Genomic DNA, 18,488 nt, shown 5'->3' on the forward strand with positions numbered 1-18,488 from the left:
GTTCGATACAAAAAAACGCCAGGGCACCCCCATGCAACGACTGGAAGAACAACAAACACCGGCGCCAAACGTCGCGGCGGCCGCCATCAAGGGATGGGGCGCGCAGTTCAATCTGCTGCGCTGGTTCTCGCTGGCGAGTTTTTTCATCATTGCCGCCGTGGCGCTGGGGCTGGGTTATATCTCCACGCGTTTCGTAGTCACCGAAAGCGTCGAGCGCGATGCGCTGCTCACCGCGCAATTCGTCCAGGCCATCGGCGATGCGGAAATGCGCCATGCCGGCATCACGCCGCTGCGCACCATGGGTGAAATGCTCGACCCGCGTCAGGACGAAAACTTTCCCGACGTCGATCCGCTGGCCCATGGCGCGGCCCGGGCCGAGTTTCTCGATCACGTCGAACACCTGCCGGATGTGCTGCTGGCGACGGTCTACGCCCTGGATCGCTCGGTGATCTGGTCGACCAACCCGGAACTCATCGGCGTCAAGTTCGAGGACGATGACGAGCTGGACGAGTCGTTCGAAATGAAAGTGCCGGTGTCTTCCAGCTATCACAAGATCGACGACGAGAAGCCCGAACAGAAACTCTCCCGCGAACCCAAATACCTGTTCATCGAGAACTACATCCCGATGTTCAACGCCGATAAAAGCAAAGTCATCGCCATGGTCGAGATCTACAAGGAGCCTGCGGACCTGGTGGACCGCATCGACCGCGGATTTGCCTCGATCTGGGCGGCGACGATCCTCGGCGGGGCGGCGATTTACCTGGGCCTGTTCTGGATCGTGCGGCGTGCCTCGACCCTGCTGCACAGTCAGCAACAGCAACTGATCAGCAACGAAACCTTTGTCGCGCTGGGGGAGATGTCCTCGGCGGTGGCCCACAGCCTGCGCAATCCGCTGGCAACCATTCGCTCCAGTGCCGAACTGGCTCAGGAAGTGGCCAGCCAGAGCGCCCAGCGCAATATCGGCGACATCATCAGTCAGGTGGACCGCATGTCGCGCTGGGTCCGGGAGTTGCTGGTTTCACTGCGGCCAATGAGTGACGACGGCGAGGCGCTGGAGCTGCGCGCCGCCGTGGAAGATTCCCTCGGCGCGTTCGAGGCGCTGATCCGGCGCAACGGTGTCGAGGTGCGATTCAACCTGCAGGACTGCCCGCCGGTGGTCAGCCACAAGGTGCTGCTGACGCAGATTCTCAATAGCCTGTTTGCCAACGCACTGGAAGCCATGCCGAAGGGCGGCGTGCTGAGTGTCGAGATTGAAGCCCCCCACGCCGGCCAAGTCTGCATGACGGTGGGTGACACCGGCAAAGGCATGAACGCGCAGCAACAACAATTGGTGTTCAAACCGTTTTTCACCACCAAGCAGGGCGGCCTCGGGGTTGGCCTGGCACTGGTCAAAAGAATCATGGAGCGCTTTCAGGGCTCGGTCGTGCTGACCAGCCGCGAGCAGGAAGGAACCCGCGTCAGTCTCAACTTTAAAGTGGCATCGGGAGGGGAATATGGAACACAGCATTCTGCTGGTCGAGGATGACGAACTGTTGGCCGACAATATTCAGACCTACCTGGAGCGCAAAGACTTCGAGGTGACGGTTTGCCACTCGGCTGAAGACGCGCTGGGGCAACTGGAAAGCTTCATGCCGGACATCGTGCTGACCGACAACTCGCTGCCGGGCATGAGCGGTCACGATCTGATCCAGAAGCTGCGCATCAGCGCGCCGGATCTGAAAGTGATCATGATGACCGGTTACGGCAATGTCGAAGACGCGGTGGTCGCGATGAAGGAGGGCGCCTTTCATTACGTCACCAAACCGGTCGCATTGCCGGAGCTCAAACTGCTGCTGGACAAGGCCCTGGCCACTGAGCGGATGGAGCGCACGCTGTCGTTTTATCAGGAGCGCGAGGCGCAAAAGTCCGGGGTGCAGGCGCTGATCGGCGAATCAGAGCCGATGCTGCATCTGAAGAACACTATCGGCCAGTTGCTCGAAGCCGAGCGGCGCATGACCGGTGGCGACCTGCCGCCGGTGCTGGTGGAAGGCGAGACCGGTACCGGCAAGGAACTGGTGGCCCGTGCGCTGCATTTCGATGGTGTACGCAGCAAAGGTCCGTTCATTGAATTCAACTGCGCTTCGATCCCCGCCAACCTGGTGGAATCGGAGCTGTTTGGCCATGAGAAAGGTGCGTTTACCGATGCCAAGGATCGCCGTGTCGGTCTGGTGGAAGCGGCGGACGGCGGCACGCTGTTCCTCGATGAAATCGGCGAGATGGACCTGGTGCTGCAGGCCAAACTGCTGAAGTTGCTGGAGGACCGCACCATTCGCCGGGTCGGCTCGGTGAAGGAGCGCAAGGTCAATCTGCGGGTGATCAGCGCCACCAACTGCAACCTCGAACAAATGGTCCAGCAGGGCAAGTTCCGCCGCGACCTGTTCTTCCGCCTGCGGATCATCTCGATCAAGGTGCCGCGCCTGTATGCCCGGGGCGACGATGCGTTGCTGCTGGCCCGGCATTTTCTCGCCAGCCACGGCAAGCGCTACGGCAAGCCGAACCTGCATTTCAGCCAGCAGGCCGAAGAGTTGCTGCTCAATTACACCTGGCCGGGCAACGTGCGCGAACTGCGCAACATGCTCGAACAGACCGTGCTGCTGGCGCCGAGCGACACCATCGCCGCGCACCAGTTGAACGTGTGCATGAGCCTGGTGGACGAACCGTCGCTGCACCAGCATCACGAGGTGCCGCACTTCGAGCCGCGCCCGGCGAGCAACACCGAGTCGATGAACCTGCCGGAGGTCGAGCGCGACATGGTGCGCAAGATGCTCGACAAGACCGACTGGAACGTCACCAAGTCCGCCCGCTTGCTGGGCTTGAGCCGCGACATGCTGCGCTATCGCATCGAGAAGCTTGGCCTGGCGCGACCGGACAAGCGTCAGTGGTAAACCGCGTTGGTTCGTGGGTTCGGCGGGCTCAGACACTCCAGCAGGCACGTCGGGTCCAGCACCTCGTCATTGACGTAGATGCCGCGCTCGGCATCGTAGGTGCGGATAAACACCCGCACCGTCGCATCGGCCACGGTCGGCAGCTGTGAGTCATGGAATACGCGGCGATCCGGGATAACGATGAAATCCTGCGGCGGCGTGTCATCGAACGCTCGCGGCGGCTGCGCATTCAGCGACGGCGGAGCAGGGTGGGCGAAGGGCTGGTCGGCCCCGTAGTAATTGAAATTGCTGTCGAGGGCTTGCGCCTGAGGGGCTGCGAGCAGACAGACGGATAACAGCAGCCGATTGAACGTTTGCATGGCGGCACCTGTGGAAGCGGTTTTCCCCAAGGCTATTAACTATAGCCGCCCGTTGGCTTACAAGTTCGCAACAACCTGGATCATCGCGCTCAACTAGACTCGGGCCGCTCAATCAAGAGCATCGTGCGGAGTGCGCCATGGAAGTGCCAGACAACAAGAACGCCATCGAGAGCAATCGTCAGGCGTGGAACGATTCGGCCCGTCACCATCAGGAATCGCCCGAGTGGCAGGCCTTGCTGAGCGAGGTCACCCAGACCGGTTTTTCCTGCCTCGACGAAACCCTGCGCGGGTTGCTGGAACAGGTTGGCATCGACGGAAAAGACGTCGTGCAACTGTGCTGCAACAACGGCCGCGAGAGCCTCTCGCTGTTTGCGCTGGGTGCGCGAAGTGTCGTCGGGGTCGATCAGTCGGCGGCGTTTCTTGAACAGGCCCGTGTGCTGAACGGCCATTCGCCGCACACGGCCGAATTCATCGAAGCCGATATTCACCGCCTGCCCGAATCACTGCGCAATCGCTTCGATGTGGCGCTGATCACCATCGGCGTCCTCAACTGGATGCCCGACATCGGCGAATTCTTCCGCCATGTCGCCTCGACCCTGAAACCGGGCGGGAAACTGGTGATCTACGAGACTCACCCGTTCCTGGAAATGGTCGATCCCGACGCCGAAGATCCATTTCGCCTCGCGACCTCGTACTTTCGCCAAGAGCCGTTCGTGCAGCAGGAACCGATCGTCTACGTCGGCAAGGTCGAGCAGCAGGTCGCGCCGTCGTACTGGTTCGTGCACAACCTCGGCGCCATCTTCACCGCCGCCCTTGACGCCGGGCTGAACATCGCGCATTTCAAGGAGTACCCGCATTCGAACCGTGAAGAGGCGTATGACCAGTATTTGAACCGCGAGGCGCAGATGCCGATGTGTTTTACGTGGGTGGGGGTGAAAAACTGAGGCAGGTACAGAAGGGTGGGTTGAAAGCCACTCTCTCTTTTGGGGCAAGTCGGATACGGGCTTCGGTCACATATCCGATTGCTCGAAGTAACTCTTCGTCGTCACCCTCTGCCAGTACCTGAGAGAGGTATTCACGGATAGCATTCAAATCAATCAGCAATGCCTTCATATCAAAATCGGATGTGTTTTGATTCATCGGTCTGTCCCTGTGTTTCTGCCCGAATGTATTCATTCACATGGCGGAAAGCAGTCAGTGGGAGCCGAAACTGAATGGCGCTGTTTCTTATACGAGAGTAGGAAGAATCTGCAGCGTCCATTAACGCCGCAGATTCAATGAACGGATCAAGCCTGCGCAGCCGCGGTCACCACCGGCCGCCCCGGTTTACGCAGCGGTTCCAGTCTCGAACCTTCATAACGAGTCTCGCGGAAGAACCGCCACTTTCCAAACAATCCATAGACGTGGGTGACGCGGCCCTGTTCGTGATAACCCATACGAATGTGCAGCTTCAGCGCCGGGATGTTGTGGGTTTCGCAGACGTCCACCACCTTGTGGCAACCCTGGGCGGCCATGGCTTGCCAGAGGGTGACTTGTACGTCCACCGACAGGCTGCTGCCAAAGTAGGCGCGGGTCATTTCGCCGCCGAATTCGAAGAACTCGCCAGGCTGGACCGGGAAGTTGCAGCCGTAGTAGTGACGGTCGTGATAGTCCCGGGTGCTGCCCCAGATGAAGGCCACGGCGTGGCCGTCGGCGTCCAGGTACATGTGCCCGGTGTGGCCTTCGCTGGCGAGTTCGGCCATGGTCTGCACACGGTCACCGAAATGTTTGCCGAACGCGCCGGCATTCTGTGGGGTGATGTCGACTTTGCGCAGGCCTTCGTAAGGGCGCAGCTTGTGCGGCGGCACCGGGCTGATCAGGTCGCGCTCCATCCACAGCAATTCCCAGTGGAAGAACACGTAGCGTTTCCACAAGGTGGAAAACGTGCGGCCCAGGCCTTTTTGCTTGATGCGTTCGCGCAGCTTTTCGATGACGCTCATGATGCCCTCCGTGGCCGAAGCCCGGGTGTTTTTGTAGTTGGCTTTTGTGGGTATAGATCAAGCTGGCAAGTACATTTCAAAGTGCCATCTTCGAAAGTGTTGCCAGTTGTGTAACTCAGTCGAGTGCCGCGGCACCGCGTAGAAAGTCCTTGTTCAAGTCGGCGTAGGAAACCCGTGGAACCCCCGGCAGCCGGCGCTCTAGCACGCGACTCAGGGACTCTCCGGGTTTTAGATAGGCATCACCGAAATCGGCCCCGAGCTGATTCGGATGGGCGACGATTTCCAGCACACCGTCGGTCGGCGCAGGCTCGTTGCGCAGGTCCACCGGGGTGCAGACATAGTCCGCCGTCGCACCGGCCAGCCCTTGCAGACGACGGTTGAGCAAACCCTTGAACAGGCGCTTCGGCAGGCTGAGGTTCTGTCCCAGATTGCGCGCCAGTCGCACCGGTACACCCTGATGTGCGGCGAAGCGCGCGACGATCTCGCCGATCGGCCAGATGTTGTGCACGTGCTGATGTGAATCGATGTGGCTCGGGCGCATGCCGTGATCCACGCAACGTTGCCACTGAGCCTGCAATTCTTCCTGCACCGCTTCACGATCTTCGCGGCCCAGCCACAGGCTGTGCCGGGCCAGGTTCAGATCGAACACCCCGTGGCTGTCGCAGAAGGTGGGGCGGGCGAGAATCCTCTGGCTCAATGGCCGGCCGTACGTCAGGTTGAAGTGCAAGCCGACCCGACCCTCCAGCATGTGATGACGAGCCATCGCGCAGGCCGCTTCGAAGGCCGGCATGTTGGCCATGGCCGTGGCGGAACTGATGACCCCGGCCTGGAAGGCGCTGAAGATCACCGCGTTTTCGTTCGGGCTCAGGCCGAAATCGTCAGCGTTGACTATGACTTGGCGAGGCATGTTCGCCCTCCGTGGTGGGGTGGGTTGCCGGTTTTACGAGGGCCACCGGTTTTGTCGTTGCCTGCCGTGCGCGCCACTGCTGTAGCTTCGGTTTTAGCCGCTGCCAGAGGCGTAATCCCAGCCCCAGCAAAACACCGCTCGGCCGCCAGGAGTAGAAGCTCCAGCGCCAGTGCTCCAGTTGTCCGGTCATGCGTTCGTGCAGTTGGTGACTGGAGTTTTCCAGGCTGACCCGCGAGGCATCGATCCAGCTCCAATGGTCATCCAGCCCCCAGCGTATCCATTCCTCCAGCAACACCCGGCCGCTGCCCAGATCCGCGTACTGCGGCAGGAAGGCGAGGTTGTAATCGTAGAGCCGGCCCTGTTCGAGCAGGCCGAGCCGGTAGCTGATGCAGCGGCCGTCCAGCTCCAGGGTGACCACCCGCACCAGACCCTGGGCGGCGAGGGCGGTGAAAGCGTTTTCGATGCAGCGGCGGCTGCGTTCGGTGGCGAAGATGCCGACGCCTTCGTCGCCTTTCCAGCTCACCGCTTCGACTTCGCGGATGGCTTGCAACAGTGGCCCCATCGTCAGGGCATCGGGCGTGATTCGTCGCACCGTCGCGCCACAGGCGGCAATTCGTTTGCGCGCGCGGCGCAGCTTGTAGCGCGGGTCGCCGGAGACTTCCTGATGATCGGCCTCGCTGATCAGGTGCACCGGCACCCGACAGCTCAGGCGTCGCTCGGCGTTGGAGCTGCGGGCCATCCATTGCGTGAGGACACTTTCCTCGCCCGCAGGCTCCGACAGTTCGTTGAGTTGCAGCAAGGCGTGGGGCATGCGCAGGCGGATCAGCAGCAGCGCCTGGCGCATCTCGTCGGCCGTCAGCACAGACAGCAGTGCCAGACGATCCGCCAGCGGATAGCCGAGGTGATGCACCACGGCAAACGGTAGCCCGCCAAAGCGTTCACGGCCGGCCACCAGCGGCAGGCACAGGCGCAATTCGTCCGCTTCCCAGCCCAGCAGAATGTGCAGATGCTCGTTCGTGTCGAGTGTCTGCTCTGCCGCGATCAACCAGCTGAGGCTGTTGAACGGCGTGTGATCCGTCACCCGCAGGCGCAGCGCTTCATAAGCCGCTGCCGGGAAGTCAGGTGCGCACAATGAAGTGCGCCATTCGAATCGCGCCATAGGCTCAGGTCGCCGTTGCTGTGACGGAGGGACGGGACGGTTTGCGCAACGCATCCAGCCGCGAGCCGCTGTAGCGGGTTTCGCGGTAGAAACGCCAGCGGGCGAACAGGGTGTACACGTTCATGATCCGGCCCTGTTCGGTGTAACCCATGCGCAGGTGCAACTTGAGCGCCGGGATGTTGTGGAATTCGCAGACGTCCACCACCTTGTCGCAGCCCTGGGCGGCCATGGCTTTCCACAGTTCCAGTTGCAGGTCCACCGACAGCTCGGTGCCCCAATAGGAACGGGTCAGCTCACCGCCGAACTCAAAGAACTCACCGGGTTTCACCGGGAACATGCAGCCGTAGTAATGGCGGTCGAAATAGTCCCGGGCGCTGCCCCAGATGAAGGCCACTGCATCGCCGTGATCGTCGAGGTGCATGTGCCCTGTATGACCTTCGTTGGCCAGCTCTGCCATGGTGCCGACGCGGTCGCCGAAGTAGCGGGCGAAGGCGCTGGCGTTGTCCGGGGTGATCTTCACCACCCGCAGCGGCGGATACGGTTTGAGGCTATGGGGCGGCACCGGGCTGACGAGGTCGCGCTCCATCCACAGCAGTTCCTGATGGGAAAAGACGTAGTGCTTCCACACCTTGGCCAGCGTGGCACGCAGGCCTTTTTGTTTGATGTGTTCGCTGATTTTTGTCACAACGTTCATGGTCGTTACTCCTGATGACGTGGCATCGCGCGGCAAGTGGCCTGCGCGGCAGGACATCAACGGGCGGTTCATCAAGTGCGCCAGCTCAGGGAAAACAGGGTCTGCCCCGGCAGCTCGAAGCGCACGCGCCCGTCCTGGCAACGGTACGGTGCGTCGCGGCTGCGGTTGTCGGCGCCGAAGTAGCGCAGGGCGCCGTTGTGCAACGGGCACTTGGCGCCCGCCAGATCGACACGCTGCAACCGCGTGCCCTTGTTCACACCCAGCAGGCCGCGCTGATCGTCGCCGGCCATCGCCAGCACATCGACTTCGAAGGCATCGTTTTCCAGCCACAGCACCTTGTGCAGCCAGTGTTGCTGGATGAACTGCTGGGCCAGGCCCACGGGTTTGAGTTCGAAGTGCTGTTCATCCGCCGAGACGCGCAACATGCCTTTGGGATATTCCGGCTCATCGGCGGCCTGGAACCAGTTGAGCATGGTCAGCAAGCCGTCCTGGGAGGCGCTGATCACCACCGAGGCCCACCACAGCGAGGTGTAATGGGTTTCCTGATCGTAGGGGCTCAGGCTTGAGCCACTGGAGAGATTGGTCTGATCCAGCAGCAAGGCCTTGCGCGGCTGGCCCTTGGCGTCGAGGCCCACCAGATCGGCGGCGCGGCGCACGCTGTCGCGGTAGACGCGAGTGGCGAGCAGGTCGCGGATCATCCATTCGTGCCAGGCCAGCGCATCCACTTGATCGGCAGACTCACCCAGCAGACGCCGGGCCCAGTCGATGCCGCGCTTGTTCGCCGCGTTATCGGCGAACGGGCCGTTGACCAGCCGCGAACTGGCCGGCATCGCGATGCGCACACCGGCCCTGGCGTTGGCCGGATCGCTGCGCACCTGGCGGGCCATGCTGGTGAAGATCGAGCGGTATTGCTCGTAGCTCGAATAATTGAGGTTGGGTTCGTCGGCAAAGCCGATGTAGTGCGTGCCTTTGCCGCCAAGCAGCCGAGTGCTCGCGAGCCAGGCGTCGAGGCCGCCGTTGCTTTGCACGTCGGCGCGCAGGTCGGCCTGACGCTGACTGCCGGCGAGCAAAGTGATGTCCTGACGAATGCCGAAACGGTCCTGATAGACCTGGCGAAACGCATCTTCGAACTGCGGTTTTTTCGCCGTCACATCGACGAAGCTGTAGTAACTGGCGGCCGTCGGTTTCAGCGCATCGAGGGCGGCATGGCTGGCGGGCGGCGGCATCACATAGGGCAGGGCGATGCCCAGGTCCGGCGTGCGGCCGAGGACTTTGTCGTGCAGGGTCAGGCGGATCTGGCCGTCGTCTTCGCGCAGCGGTTTGAGCTGCTGCGGGTTTTGCGCGAACAGATTGGCCGTGCCATCGAGCCAGAACGCCGCTTTGCCGCTGCCTTGCAGGCGCAGGCGCCAGACTTGTTCGCGATCGCTGACCGGCAGCGCGACCTGATCGAATTGCCAATAGGCGCGATAAGGTTTCAGTGCCAGTGACAGCTGTTGGCCGTCGCCGACCCGCTGCGCTTGCAGGGCGCTGACGCCACCGTGGAATTTGCCTGCGAGCACCGCGTGTTCACCCGGTGCAATCCTGAAATACAGCTCATCGCCGTCCCGGGTTTCCGCGCTGAAATGCACCTTGGCCGGGGCGAACAGCGCGACCGTATTTTCGTCGTGCTCGACCCGGTAATTGCGAAAGCTGTAGCCGGGGATTTCCAGCTGATAACTCGCGGCGCCCGGCGCCAACGGCCAGCTCTGGCTGCCACGGGTTTCGCTGGCCTTGATGAAGCGTTCGCCCTGCAATTTGCCCTGACCGTCGAGCAGGTACAGGTGCTCTTCGTTGGCGTCCGCCTGCCACGCCGGCGCCCAGCGCACGGTCACGGTGTCGGGGCGATCCGCTTGCAGGTACAGGCTGCCGTCACGAATGTCGCCCCAGCGCATCGACGCCGCGAAGGCGTCCAGCGACAGGCCGAGACCGAGCAGCAGGGCCAGACTTTTCATGCTGCCTTCCTACGCTGCAACATCAGCCACATCGGCGCGAAGTCGGCGGGCAGGATGATCAGGGTTTGCCAGAACGGCACGCCGCTCAGTCGGCAATACAGCACCAGCATCGCCACGGTCACCGCCAGATAGGCAATCGACGATGCCGCTGCGGCGCCGACAATCCCGTAAGCCGGAATCAGCACCACGTTCAGTGCCAGGTTGAGCAGGGCACCGAGGCCCATCAGCAGCGATACGGTGCCGGGGCGATTCTTGCCCAGCAGGTCCAGCCGCAGAATGCTCGCGTAGCACAGACCCAGCAGACCCGGCAGCAACGCCAGCAGCGCCGGATACGCCGGTTGGTAGGCGACGCCAAACAGGGTGACGATCAGCCATTCGCCGATCACCGCCATGGTCAGGCAGGCGCCGAGCATCACCGTGGCGGTCAGGCGCAGGGCCAGCGGGGTGACCTTGTCCATGCCTTCGTCCTGTTGCAGCAGGCGTTTCATCAGTGGTGTGGTCACGGCTTCGGGGACGATCAACAGCAGTTCGGCGGCGGCGCTGGCCATGGCGTAATGACCCAGCGCGGTACTGCCGAGCAGGGCGCCGATGAACAGGTAATCGGAGCGCAGGATGACTTGCTGGAACAACAGATCCGGATGACTGCGGGCGCTGTAGCGCAGCAGTTCGTTCTGGCTGGCGCGATCCCATTGCAGCTGCAACGGCTGCGCGCGCTTGAGCCAGACCCAACCGGTCAGCACCACCAGGCTGATTCCGGCGAGCCAACTGATCAGCGCCGCTTCCAGTGCCGCTTCTTTCCACATCCAGAACAGCGCGAGAAACAACAACAGCGGCGCCAGGGATTCCACCAGGCGCAAGGCGTTGAACGCGACCACGCCGCCGGATGCATTGTGCAACGTGAGCAGGCCGCTCTTGAGCACGGTCAACGGCACCGCCAGCAGCAACAGCCACGCCAGCAGGCCGAGTTGCACGGTCACGTCCAGCTCACTGCCGAACTCGCGCACCAGCGCCACCACCAGCAAGGTCAACAACCCCGCCAGCAAGCAACCGAACACCAGTACCTGAGCCAGCAGCAACCCCATCGGCCGTTGCTTGGCAGCCTGGTAACCGACGGCGGAATTCAAGCCACCGCTGGTGGCCGCGCTGATCAGGTCGGGCAGGGTGCTGAGCAGGGCAAACAAGCCGCGCTCGCTGGGGCCGAGGATCCGCGCCAGCAACACGTTCCTCAGCAGACGCAGGGCGATCATCGCCAGTTTGGTGCCCATGCTCAGCGCCAGGTGCTTGAGGTAACTGCTTCGACTCATGGTCGCGCCCCGCGAAAGATCCGCCACGACAGCAGTTCAGGGTTACGCGCGGTGCGCTGGCTGACGCCGAAACGCGGCAGGTTCAGCGGATCCCCCGCGCCGCGATAGATGCCGGTGCCGGTACCGAGGGCGAACGGATAATCGTGGCCGGCAATCTGTTCGCGGACTCGCGCGTCGTTGTCGCCGTTGGGGTAGCAGTACACCGGCAATGGCCGGTTGCAGCCGTTGTTCAGGGCGTCACGGCTGCGGCTGATTTCTTCGCTCAGACGCACATCGTCGAGACCGGTGAGGATCGCGTGGCTGGCACCGTGGGGGCCGAAACGCACCAGCCCCGAAGCCTCCATCGCCCGCACCTGATGCCAGTCCAGCGCCTGGGGCAGTGACTCTGGCGGGCATTCGTTGGTCAGGCGTTCGAGGATCGAAGGGTCGGTGCCCTTCAAGCTTTGCAGATAGTGCAGCAACGTCAGGCTGCGACGATCCACATCGATGTCGTCCATCAGCACCGGCAAGGGGTGGTGGAGCGCCTGCAGGCAGTCGATCAGGTGCATGCGCGGTTTTTCGCCGTGGCTGCCCCACAGGGTTTCACCGATGCTTTCCCACCAGAAGCGCTGGCGGCTGCCGATGAAATCCGTGGAGAGGAAAATGCTCGCCGGCACCTGATGCTTTTGCAGCAGCGGGAAGGCGTTGGCGGCGTTGTCGCGCCAGCCGTCATCGAAGGTCAGCGCCACTTGCGGGCGTTCGCGGCGCAGGGCGTTGGGCTGGAGGATTTCCATCAGCGGCACGCAGTCGAAGTGCCGGCGCAGCCACACCAGCAAATGCTCGAAGGCTTTCGGGCCGACGCACAGTTCGTTGCGATGCGGCAGGTCGGCGGCCCGGTCGTTGGACAGCACCCGGTGCAACATCAGGATCACCCCGGCGCCGTGCAACTGGTTTCGTCCCACGGGCGAGTTGAGATAGAGCCAGCCACTGGTGCGTTTTATCAGTTGTTTGATCGCCATGGCTTGAGCCCTCTCAACGGTTTTGGTCAGGGTTCCACTGGGCGTAACGCTGGCCGCGCAGGAACTGCCACAGGCCGATGCTCATGCCCGCCAATGTCACCAGCAGGAATGCCGCAAGGCGGAACGGTTTGGGTAAGCGGTGTTGCGAATCGAGCAGACCGGCAATCGCGATGGCGTAGCCGATCAGTTGCGCGATCAGGCTCAGACGATAGAAACCGTGGTCGTCCCACAGCCAGAAATTGCTCAGCAGCAACGGCAGCAACAGGATCGGCGCCAGCCGCCGGATCAATTTGTGGCTGATCAGCGCGATCGAATACAGCCCGTGCTTGAGCGGGTTGAGCAGCTCGCTGCGCTGGGCCAGGCTTTGCAGGCCGCCGACGGTGACCCGCTGACGGCGGCGGAATTGTTTGTCCGCTTCATCGACACCGTGGTCGATCACTTGCGCTTCAGGCACGTAGACGATGCGTTTGAATTTCACCGGAGCGCAGGTGCTGATGAAGAAGTCGTCGTTGACTTCCGCTGGCACGTCTTCGAACAACTCACGGCGCAGGGCGAGCAGGGCGCCGTCGGCGGAGACCATGCAGCCGGTGCGATTCTCGACCCGGCGCAGCCAGCCTTCGTAATGCCGATAGAGGCTGTCGCCGACACTCAAACCGCCGCCGGTGACCGGGATCACCATGTGCCCGGCACAGGCGCCGACCTGCGGATCGCTCAGGGGCGCGAGCAGGTAGCCGAGGGTTTCCCGCGACCATTGGTTGTCGGCATCGGTGAACACCAGAATGTCGCCGGTGGCCAGGGCCACACCGGCATTGAGGGTCGCCGCCTTGCCTTGGCGCGGCAGGTCGAGCACGGTGATTCGTGGATCGACCACCTTGTGCGCGCAAGCCACGGTGTCGTCGCTGGAACCGTCGCTGGCCAGAATGATTTGCAGGGTGGCCGGCTGATAATCCTGGGACAGCAGCGAGCGCAGCTTGTGTTCGATATGCCGCGCCTCGTTGTGCGCGGCGATCACAATGCTGATGTTCAGCGGTGGCGTCGGGCTGTGGCGCCACGCCGGAAACAGCGGCGCCAGCAGCGTCAGCAGCAGCGGGTAGCCGACGTAGGCGTACACCGGCAGCAACAGGCACATCCAGAAAATGAACTCAGCCACGGGCAGGCCTCCTGGCGTTCCAATGACACAGACTGAGAATGAACGCCGCGCCGGCCAGGTGCAGGCGCACCCAATGCAGCCCCCACAGTTGCAGGGTCAGGCCGATATCGTGCTGGCGGCGACTCTGACGGATGCTGAGGACCAGCGCCGGGATCGTGGTCATGAACACCATGACTGCGGCGTGATGGGGAAAGCCGTTGAGCAGCGCGGAGATCGCCAGCAGATCCAGCAGCCACGCCGCCAGCGACAACAGCGGAAAACGCAGCAGGCGCAAACTGAAACCGTGGGTGCGCAGCAGTTGCAGATGACTGCCCTGGCGCCACATTTCCTTTCCCATCCATTCGCGCCAGTTCATTTCGTAGCCCCAGTGCAGGGCCACGGATTCGTTGACCGACAGCAGCCGCGCACCCTGTTCGCTCTGGCGCAGGGTGAACTCCTTGTCTTCGCCGGTGCGCAGGGATTCGTTGAACCCGCCGACCTTGTCGAACCAGCGCCGATGCATCAGCAGGTTGGAGCTGGGCAACCAGTCCACGGCATGGGCGGTGTGGCTGGTCGGGCGCAGGGTGCGGCGTTGCCAGGCCACGGCGTACCACGGTGCAGAGGCGGGGGTGTGCAGGTCCAGCCCGAACACATCGGCGTGGCCCTCGGCTTCGAGGGCGAACAGCCCGGTGAGCCAGTCTTCGGGCATTTCGATGTCGGCATCGATGAACGCCAGCCAGTCACCGGTGGCGACGGCAGTGCCGCGATTGCGCAGGGCGCCGATCAACACGCCCGGCACCACCAGCACTTGCGCGCCGAACTGGCGGGCGATCTGCGGGCCCTCATCGCTGGAGCCGTTATCGACCACGATCAGTTCGCACTCGACATTCGCCGCATGGGCGGCTTTCTGCGCCGCCAGCAGGGTGCGGCCGATGTGACGGCCCTCGTTGTACATCGGGATGACGACACTGATCCGGCTCATGCCCTGGTCTCCACCAATGGTGCTTGCTCGGCCTTCAGGCGCAGGACGCTGGTGAGCGCGAGCATGATCCACACGTACTTCTGGTTCGGTGCACTGAGGAACATCAGAAACAGGGTCAGCGACAGGAAACCCACCCCCAGGTGGGTCATCATGTCGGCCTGTTCCCAGTCGCGGCGCTGCATCCAGGCGCGGCGCGCGCGAATCAGGTTGTACAGGCCCAGGGCGAGCATGCCGACGAACAGCAGCCCGGCAGGAATCCCCAGCTCGCTGAAGATTTCCAGGTAGGTGTTGTGCGCCCGGCGGTACAGGTCACCGATCTTGCGGTTGGCGGAAAACGCCTTGGCGTACCCGGTGGTGGCGTAGTGCAGCGGGAAGGTGCCGGGGCCGGAACCGAGCAGCGGGTTCTCGCGGATCATCTGGCTGCCGACCACGATGTACGAAGCGCGGCGGCCCAGGGATTCGTCATCGTGGCCACGGGCACCGGCACTGAGCACGCTCAGCGACTGGATACGCGCCAGATAGCCGGCGGGCATCGCATAGATCGCCAGCGGAATCACGATCGCCAGGCCGAGCATGGCGAAACCAAGGTGCCGTGGACGGATGCGTGTCAGTTGCGCGCGGTAGTGCCAGCAACCGATCACCAGACTCAACGCCAGCACCACCAGCCCGGAGCGGGATTCGGTCTTGGTCATGCCGCCGAGCAGCAGCAGGCAGCAACCGCCCCAGAACAACCGGTGCAACAGGTTCGGGCTGCGAATGATCAACAGCAGGCCCAGCGGTACGGCGAAGGCGATCAGCATGGCGAAGGCGTTCGGGTCTTCGAGCAGACCGGCGGCGCGGCCCTGATCCTGGAATTTGGTCGAGAACATCGCCATCGCGCAGGTGGCGCTGACGGCCAGCGTCACCAGTCGGGCGAACAGGTCGAGGTTCAACTCGCGACCGATCAGCAAGGTGATGACGAACAGGATCAGACCGACGCTGAGTTCGCGCAGATGACCCAGAGACATGCCCATGTCATCGGTGTTGAGCAGGCTCAGAAAGTACAGAACCATGAACCAGATCAGGTAACGCCAGATATTGCTGCGCAGGCGTTCCGCCGGGATCTGATGCATCGCCAGTTGCAGCATCAGGATCACGGCCAGCGACGCACCGATCAGCTTGCTGCCCGACAGCGAACTGTCCTTGAAGAAACCCTCGAACGGCACCAGCGCGGCAATGCCGAGCAGGCCCCAGGTCGGCTTGCGGTAGAGCACGGCGAACCCCACCAGACCGAGCACCGCGCCCGGCGCAAGATAGGGCCAGGGGCTGGCCAGCAAGGCGATGCAGACCAGACCCAGCAAGCTGACGATCGAGAGCGGGAAAATCATGCGCGTGCCTCCCGTGCCGTGCGGATGTACAGCTGCGACCAGCGTTCGGCGAGGGCCTTGAGGTCGTAGCGGTCCTGTTGCGTGCGTTTTGCGTTGTCCCGCAGCCGGCGCGCCAACCCGCTGTCGCTCAGCAGCGTGTCGAGCTGACGGCCCAGTGCGTTGCTGTCGGTCGGTGCGGCGAGCAGGCCGTTGTGCCGGTGTTCCAGCACATCGGGAATCCCGCCGACCGCAAAGGCCACCACCGGCACGCCGGTCTGCATGGCCTCCAGCAAAATCATCGGTGTGCCTTCGGTGCGCGAGCTGATTACCAGCGCGTCGAGTCGCTGCCACCAGTGGCGCATGTCGTTCTGATAACCCGGCAGACGAATGCGCTGCTGCAACCCGGCGGCGTCGATCCGTGCCTGCAACGCCTCGCGTTCCGGGCCGTCACCGAGCATCACCGCGTCGAGCTGCGGGTGCTGATGACACAGCGGGATCAGGGCGTCGAGGAACAGGTCCGGGCCTTTTTCGCTGCTCAAGCGGCCGACGTAACCGGCGAGCCAGCGCGGATTTTCGGCTTGCAGCGTTTGCGGGGCGACCGCTGCCGGCAGGCCGTTGGGGATCACTTGCAGCTTCTCCGCCCGCACGCTGGCCTGGCGGTGCAGCACCGCGATGCTTTCGGCCACGCACACCACCCGGTCCACCGAGGCAGTGCGGCACAGTTGCAGGCTGAGCCAGGTGTAGAACTTCTGCTTGCGGCTGCGCGGGGTGAAGCCGTGTTGCGTGATCACCAGCGGCAGACGCAACAGCGAAGCGCCCACCCAGCCGAACAACAGGCCCTTGAAATTGTGGGTGTTGATCAACGGACGCTCCGCCCGGCGCTGACGCAGATGCCCGAGCAGCGCGCCGAGCCCGGCGCACCCTTGCGCATCGACGCCGGCCTCGCGAAAGCGCTCGATCAGCTGCGCTGGCGCATCGAGAAACAGCACCTGATGCTGTCCCGGTGTCGCCAGGCAATGATCCAGCAACATCCGCTCGGCCCCATAGAAGCCGCCGCTGCTGAGCAAATGAATGATCGGCAGCGCGGCGTTCGGGGAGGACGGCGTGTTCAATTGCGCACCCAGTGCACGAAGCTTGGCACGGTCCAGTTCTTGTGCGGATTGCCCGGTTGGGTGCTCTGATCGTTGATCACCAGCAGCACCGGTACACCCAACTCGTGGCTGATTTGCGCCGGGTGTTTGAAGCGATGATCGAAGAACTCACGCACGTAGACCAGGGCAATCGCCAGCAGCAGGCCGGTGAACAGACCGAACGGAATGATCAGCAGCGGTTTGGGGAACGCCGCTTCGGTCGGTTCGAACGGCGGGCTCAGGACCCGGGCGTTCGACAGGTCGTCGTTCAGCGCGCGGGTGGTGCTGCTTTCGGCAAAGCGCTGGGCGTAGGTCGAGAACGCGGCGTGCAGGGCATCGATTTCGGTGTCCATCTGCCGCAGTTTGCTTTGGGTCTGCTGCAGGTCATGGATGCGCGACTTGAACTCGGCGATGCGCGCCGTCTTCTGATCGATCACCTGTTGCACCACCGCCAGATCGTTGGTGCGTTCCTGAATGCGGTTGCTCACCACTTTGAGGAACTGCTGGCGGGTGCGGGCGATCTGTTCGCGGGTCAGCAACATCGGCTCGCTGCCGGGCTGGAACACTGCCAGATCATTCATGTAGCGGCTGACCTGGGTGGTCAGTTGCTCGCCCAGCTGTTTGATCTCCCGGTCTTCGAACGCCACGTTGTCGACGGTGGTGGTGAAGGTGTAGGGGAAGGTGTAGTCATTGAGCTTGTTGTTGCTGGCGGCGGCCAGGCTGGTTTTCAGGTATTCCAGCCAACGCTGGCTTTGCAGCAGGCGATCCTGATACAGGTTCAGCGCCTGTTCTTCAGTGTTGATCGCGTTCAGGCGGAAGGTGATTTCTTCTTTCGGATCTGCCGCGCCGACACGCTCCAGCAAGGCCTGGCGATTGGCTTCCAGACCGTCGAGGCGCACTTGATACAGGTGCTTCTTGGTCTCGTAGAAGGACTGCGGCAGGTCGATCGATTGCAGCGCCTGACGGCTGACCAGATAGTTCTGCAGCAGAGCGGCGACGAAGGTCGTGCCCTGATGCGGATCCGGGAAGCTGTAGACGATCGAGATCACGTTGGAGCCTGGCAGGGTCTCGATCTTCAGGCTGTCGATGGCCTGTTGCGTCAGCCCGTCGAGCACGGTGTCACGCACCGGATCGGTTTCCAGCCCCAGCACGTTGCGCAGCGGGTTGATCAGGTATTGGCGCAGGGGCGAGGTGATGTAGCGCCGGAACGGATCGCCGATCAGTTTGGCGAACATTCCGGGTGGCGGGGTGTATTCACCCTTGTCCCGCAGTTCGCTGATGGTCTGGCGGATCAGTGCCGGCGAACGCAGGATGTTGCTCTCGGTTTCCATGTCTGCCAATGACGGCGGAATGAAGGTGGCGTTGTCCACGGTCAGCGACGTGGTGGCGTCGCCCTGGGAGAGTTTTTTCGACTGCACGATCACCTGGGCGGTGATATCGAAGCTCTGTTTGAGCACCATCGGCAGCACCAGCGCGATCACTGCAAAGATCAGGAAGACACGCTTCACCAGCCGTTTGTTGGCGAAGAAGATCCTGAAGAACTCATGCAGGTAGTTTTCCTTTGGATTCATGTCAGGTCACCCGAG

The 18,488-nt window shown here is 62.8% G+C and carries 16 protein-coding genes and 1 pseudogene; 3 read left to right on the plus strand and 14 right to left on the minus strand.

Features of this window, described 5'->3' with window-relative positions; genetic code table 11:
• The first annotated feature begins 31 nt into the window (after positions 1-31).
• Together IF189_RS10405 and IF189_RS10410 are read left to right on the plus strand one after the other, a co-directional pair.
• Positions 32-1,525, plus strand: coding sequence for an ATP-binding protein (locus IF189_RS10405; RefSeq protein ID WP_192553229.1), 1,494 nt, complete (start codon positions 32-34; stop codon positions 1,523-1,525).
• The gene (locus IF189_RS10410; protein WP_119429847.1) at positions 1,494-2,924 is read left to right on the plus strand and encodes a sigma-54-dependent transcriptional regulator; all 1,431 of its coding nucleotides are present in this window, start codon (positions 1,494-1,496) and stop codon (positions 2,922-2,924) included. Before IF189_RS10405 ends, IF189_RS10410 begins: the two co-directional genes overlap by 32 nt.
• On the opposite strand, the gene IF189_RS10415 is transcribed toward IF189_RS10410, so the two are convergent.
• Positions 2,915-3,283, minus strand: a complete 369-nt coding sequence (locus tag IF189_RS10415; protein WP_192553230.1) for a hypothetical protein — start codon at positions 3,281-3,283, stop codon at positions 2,915-2,917. The genes IF189_RS10410 and IF189_RS10415 overlap by 10 nt on opposite strands.
• A gap of 137 nt (positions 3,284-3,420) precedes the next feature.
• On the opposite strand from IF189_RS10415, the gene IF189_RS10420 reads away from it, so the two are divergent.
• Entirely contained in the window at positions 3,421-4,227 is an 807-nt protein-coding gene (locus IF189_RS10420) for a class I SAM-dependent methyltransferase (protein WP_134826204.1), read from the plus strand.
• Between the two features lie 55 nt (positions 4,228-4,282).
• Here the strand turns inward: IF189_RS10420 and IF189_RS29100 are convergent.
• The 13 genes and pseudogenes from IF189_RS29100 to IF189_RS10480 form a co-directional block, all read right to left on the minus strand.
• Positions 4,283-4,423: pseudogene (locus tag IF189_RS29100) on the minus strand (DNA-binding protein); the annotation flags it as partial.
• 146 nt (positions 4,424-4,569) lie between these two features.
• Positions 4,570-5,262 carry a GNAT family N-acetyltransferase gene (locus tag IF189_RS10425; RefSeq protein ID WP_085712097.1) on the minus strand — a complete coding sequence of 231 codons (693 nt, stop codon included), beginning with the start codon at positions 5,260-5,262 and terminating at the stop codon, positions 4,570-4,572.
• 115 nt (positions 5,263-5,377) lie between these two features.
• Entirely contained in the window at positions 5,378-6,169 is a 792-nt protein-coding gene (locus tag IF189_RS10430; protein WP_192553231.1) for a ChbG/HpnK family deacetylase, read from the minus strand.
• Positions 6,141-7,328, minus strand: a complete 1,188-nt coding sequence (locus tag IF189_RS10435) for a GNAT family N-acetyltransferase (RefSeq protein WP_192553232.1) — start codon at positions 7,326-7,328, stop codon at positions 6,141-6,143. Before IF189_RS10435 ends, IF189_RS10430 begins: the two co-directional genes overlap by 29 nt.
• A gap of 4 nt (positions 7,329-7,332) precedes the next feature.
• Positions 7,333-8,022: an N-acetyltransferase gene (locus IF189_RS10440; RefSeq protein ID WP_085712100.1), complete on the minus strand. Its 690-nt coding sequence runs from the start codon at positions 8,020-8,022 to the stop codon at positions 7,333-7,335.
• A gap of 71 nt (positions 8,023-8,093) precedes the next feature.
• Positions 8,094-10,013: a hypothetical protein gene (locus IF189_RS10445; RefSeq protein WP_192553233.1), complete on the minus strand. Its 1,920-nt coding sequence runs from the start codon at positions 10,011-10,013 to the stop codon at positions 8,094-8,096.
• Positions 10,010-11,317: a lipopolysaccharide biosynthesis protein gene (locus IF189_RS10450; protein WP_192553234.1), complete on the minus strand. Its 1,308-nt coding sequence runs from the start codon at positions 11,315-11,317 to the stop codon at positions 10,010-10,012. The genes IF189_RS10445 and IF189_RS10450 overlap by 4 nt, the downstream gene beginning before the upstream one ends.
• Positions 11,314-12,315 (minus strand): polysaccharide deacetylase family protein, encoded by a 1,002-nt coding sequence (locus IF189_RS10455; RefSeq protein ID WP_192553235.1) that lies wholly within the window; start codon positions 12,313-12,315, stop codon positions 11,314-11,316. Before IF189_RS10455 ends, IF189_RS10450 begins: the two co-directional genes overlap by 4 nt.
• A gap of 13 nt (positions 12,316-12,328) precedes the next feature.
• Positions 12,329-13,465 carry a glycosyltransferase gene (locus IF189_RS10460; protein WP_114882161.1) on the minus strand — a complete coding sequence of 379 codons (1,137 nt, stop codon included), beginning with the start codon at positions 13,463-13,465 and terminating at the stop codon, positions 12,329-12,331.
• Entirely contained in the window at positions 13,458-14,426 is a 969-nt protein-coding gene (locus IF189_RS10465) for a glycosyltransferase (RefSeq protein ID WP_114882162.1), read from the minus strand. The genes IF189_RS10460 and IF189_RS10465 overlap by 8 nt, the downstream gene beginning before the upstream one ends.
• Positions 14,423-15,793 carry an O-antigen ligase family protein gene (locus tag IF189_RS10470; protein WP_114882163.1) on the minus strand — a complete coding sequence of 457 codons (1,371 nt, stop codon included), beginning with the start codon at positions 15,791-15,793 and terminating at the stop codon, positions 14,423-14,425. Before IF189_RS10470 ends, IF189_RS10465 begins: the two co-directional genes overlap by 4 nt.
• A complete protein-coding gene (locus IF189_RS10475) occupies positions 15,790-16,896 on the minus strand; it encodes a glycosyltransferase family 4 protein (protein WP_413038525.1) in 1,107 nt (368 codons plus the stop codon). The genes IF189_RS10470 and IF189_RS10475 overlap by 4 nt, the downstream gene beginning before the upstream one ends.
• Positions 16,881-18,473 (minus strand): GumC family protein, encoded by a 1,593-nt coding sequence (locus IF189_RS10480; RefSeq protein WP_192553237.1) that lies wholly within the window; start codon positions 18,471-18,473, stop codon positions 16,881-16,883. The genes IF189_RS10475 and IF189_RS10480 overlap by 16 nt, the downstream gene beginning before the upstream one ends.
• Between the last annotated feature and the right edge of the window lie 15 nt (positions 18,474-18,488).

The sequence above is a fragment of the Pseudomonas sp. IzPS59 genome, from assembly GCF_014863505.1.
Taxonomy (GTDB): domain Bacteria; phylum Pseudomonadota; class Gammaproteobacteria; order Pseudomonadales; family Pseudomonadaceae; genus Aquipseudomonas; species Aquipseudomonas kribbensis.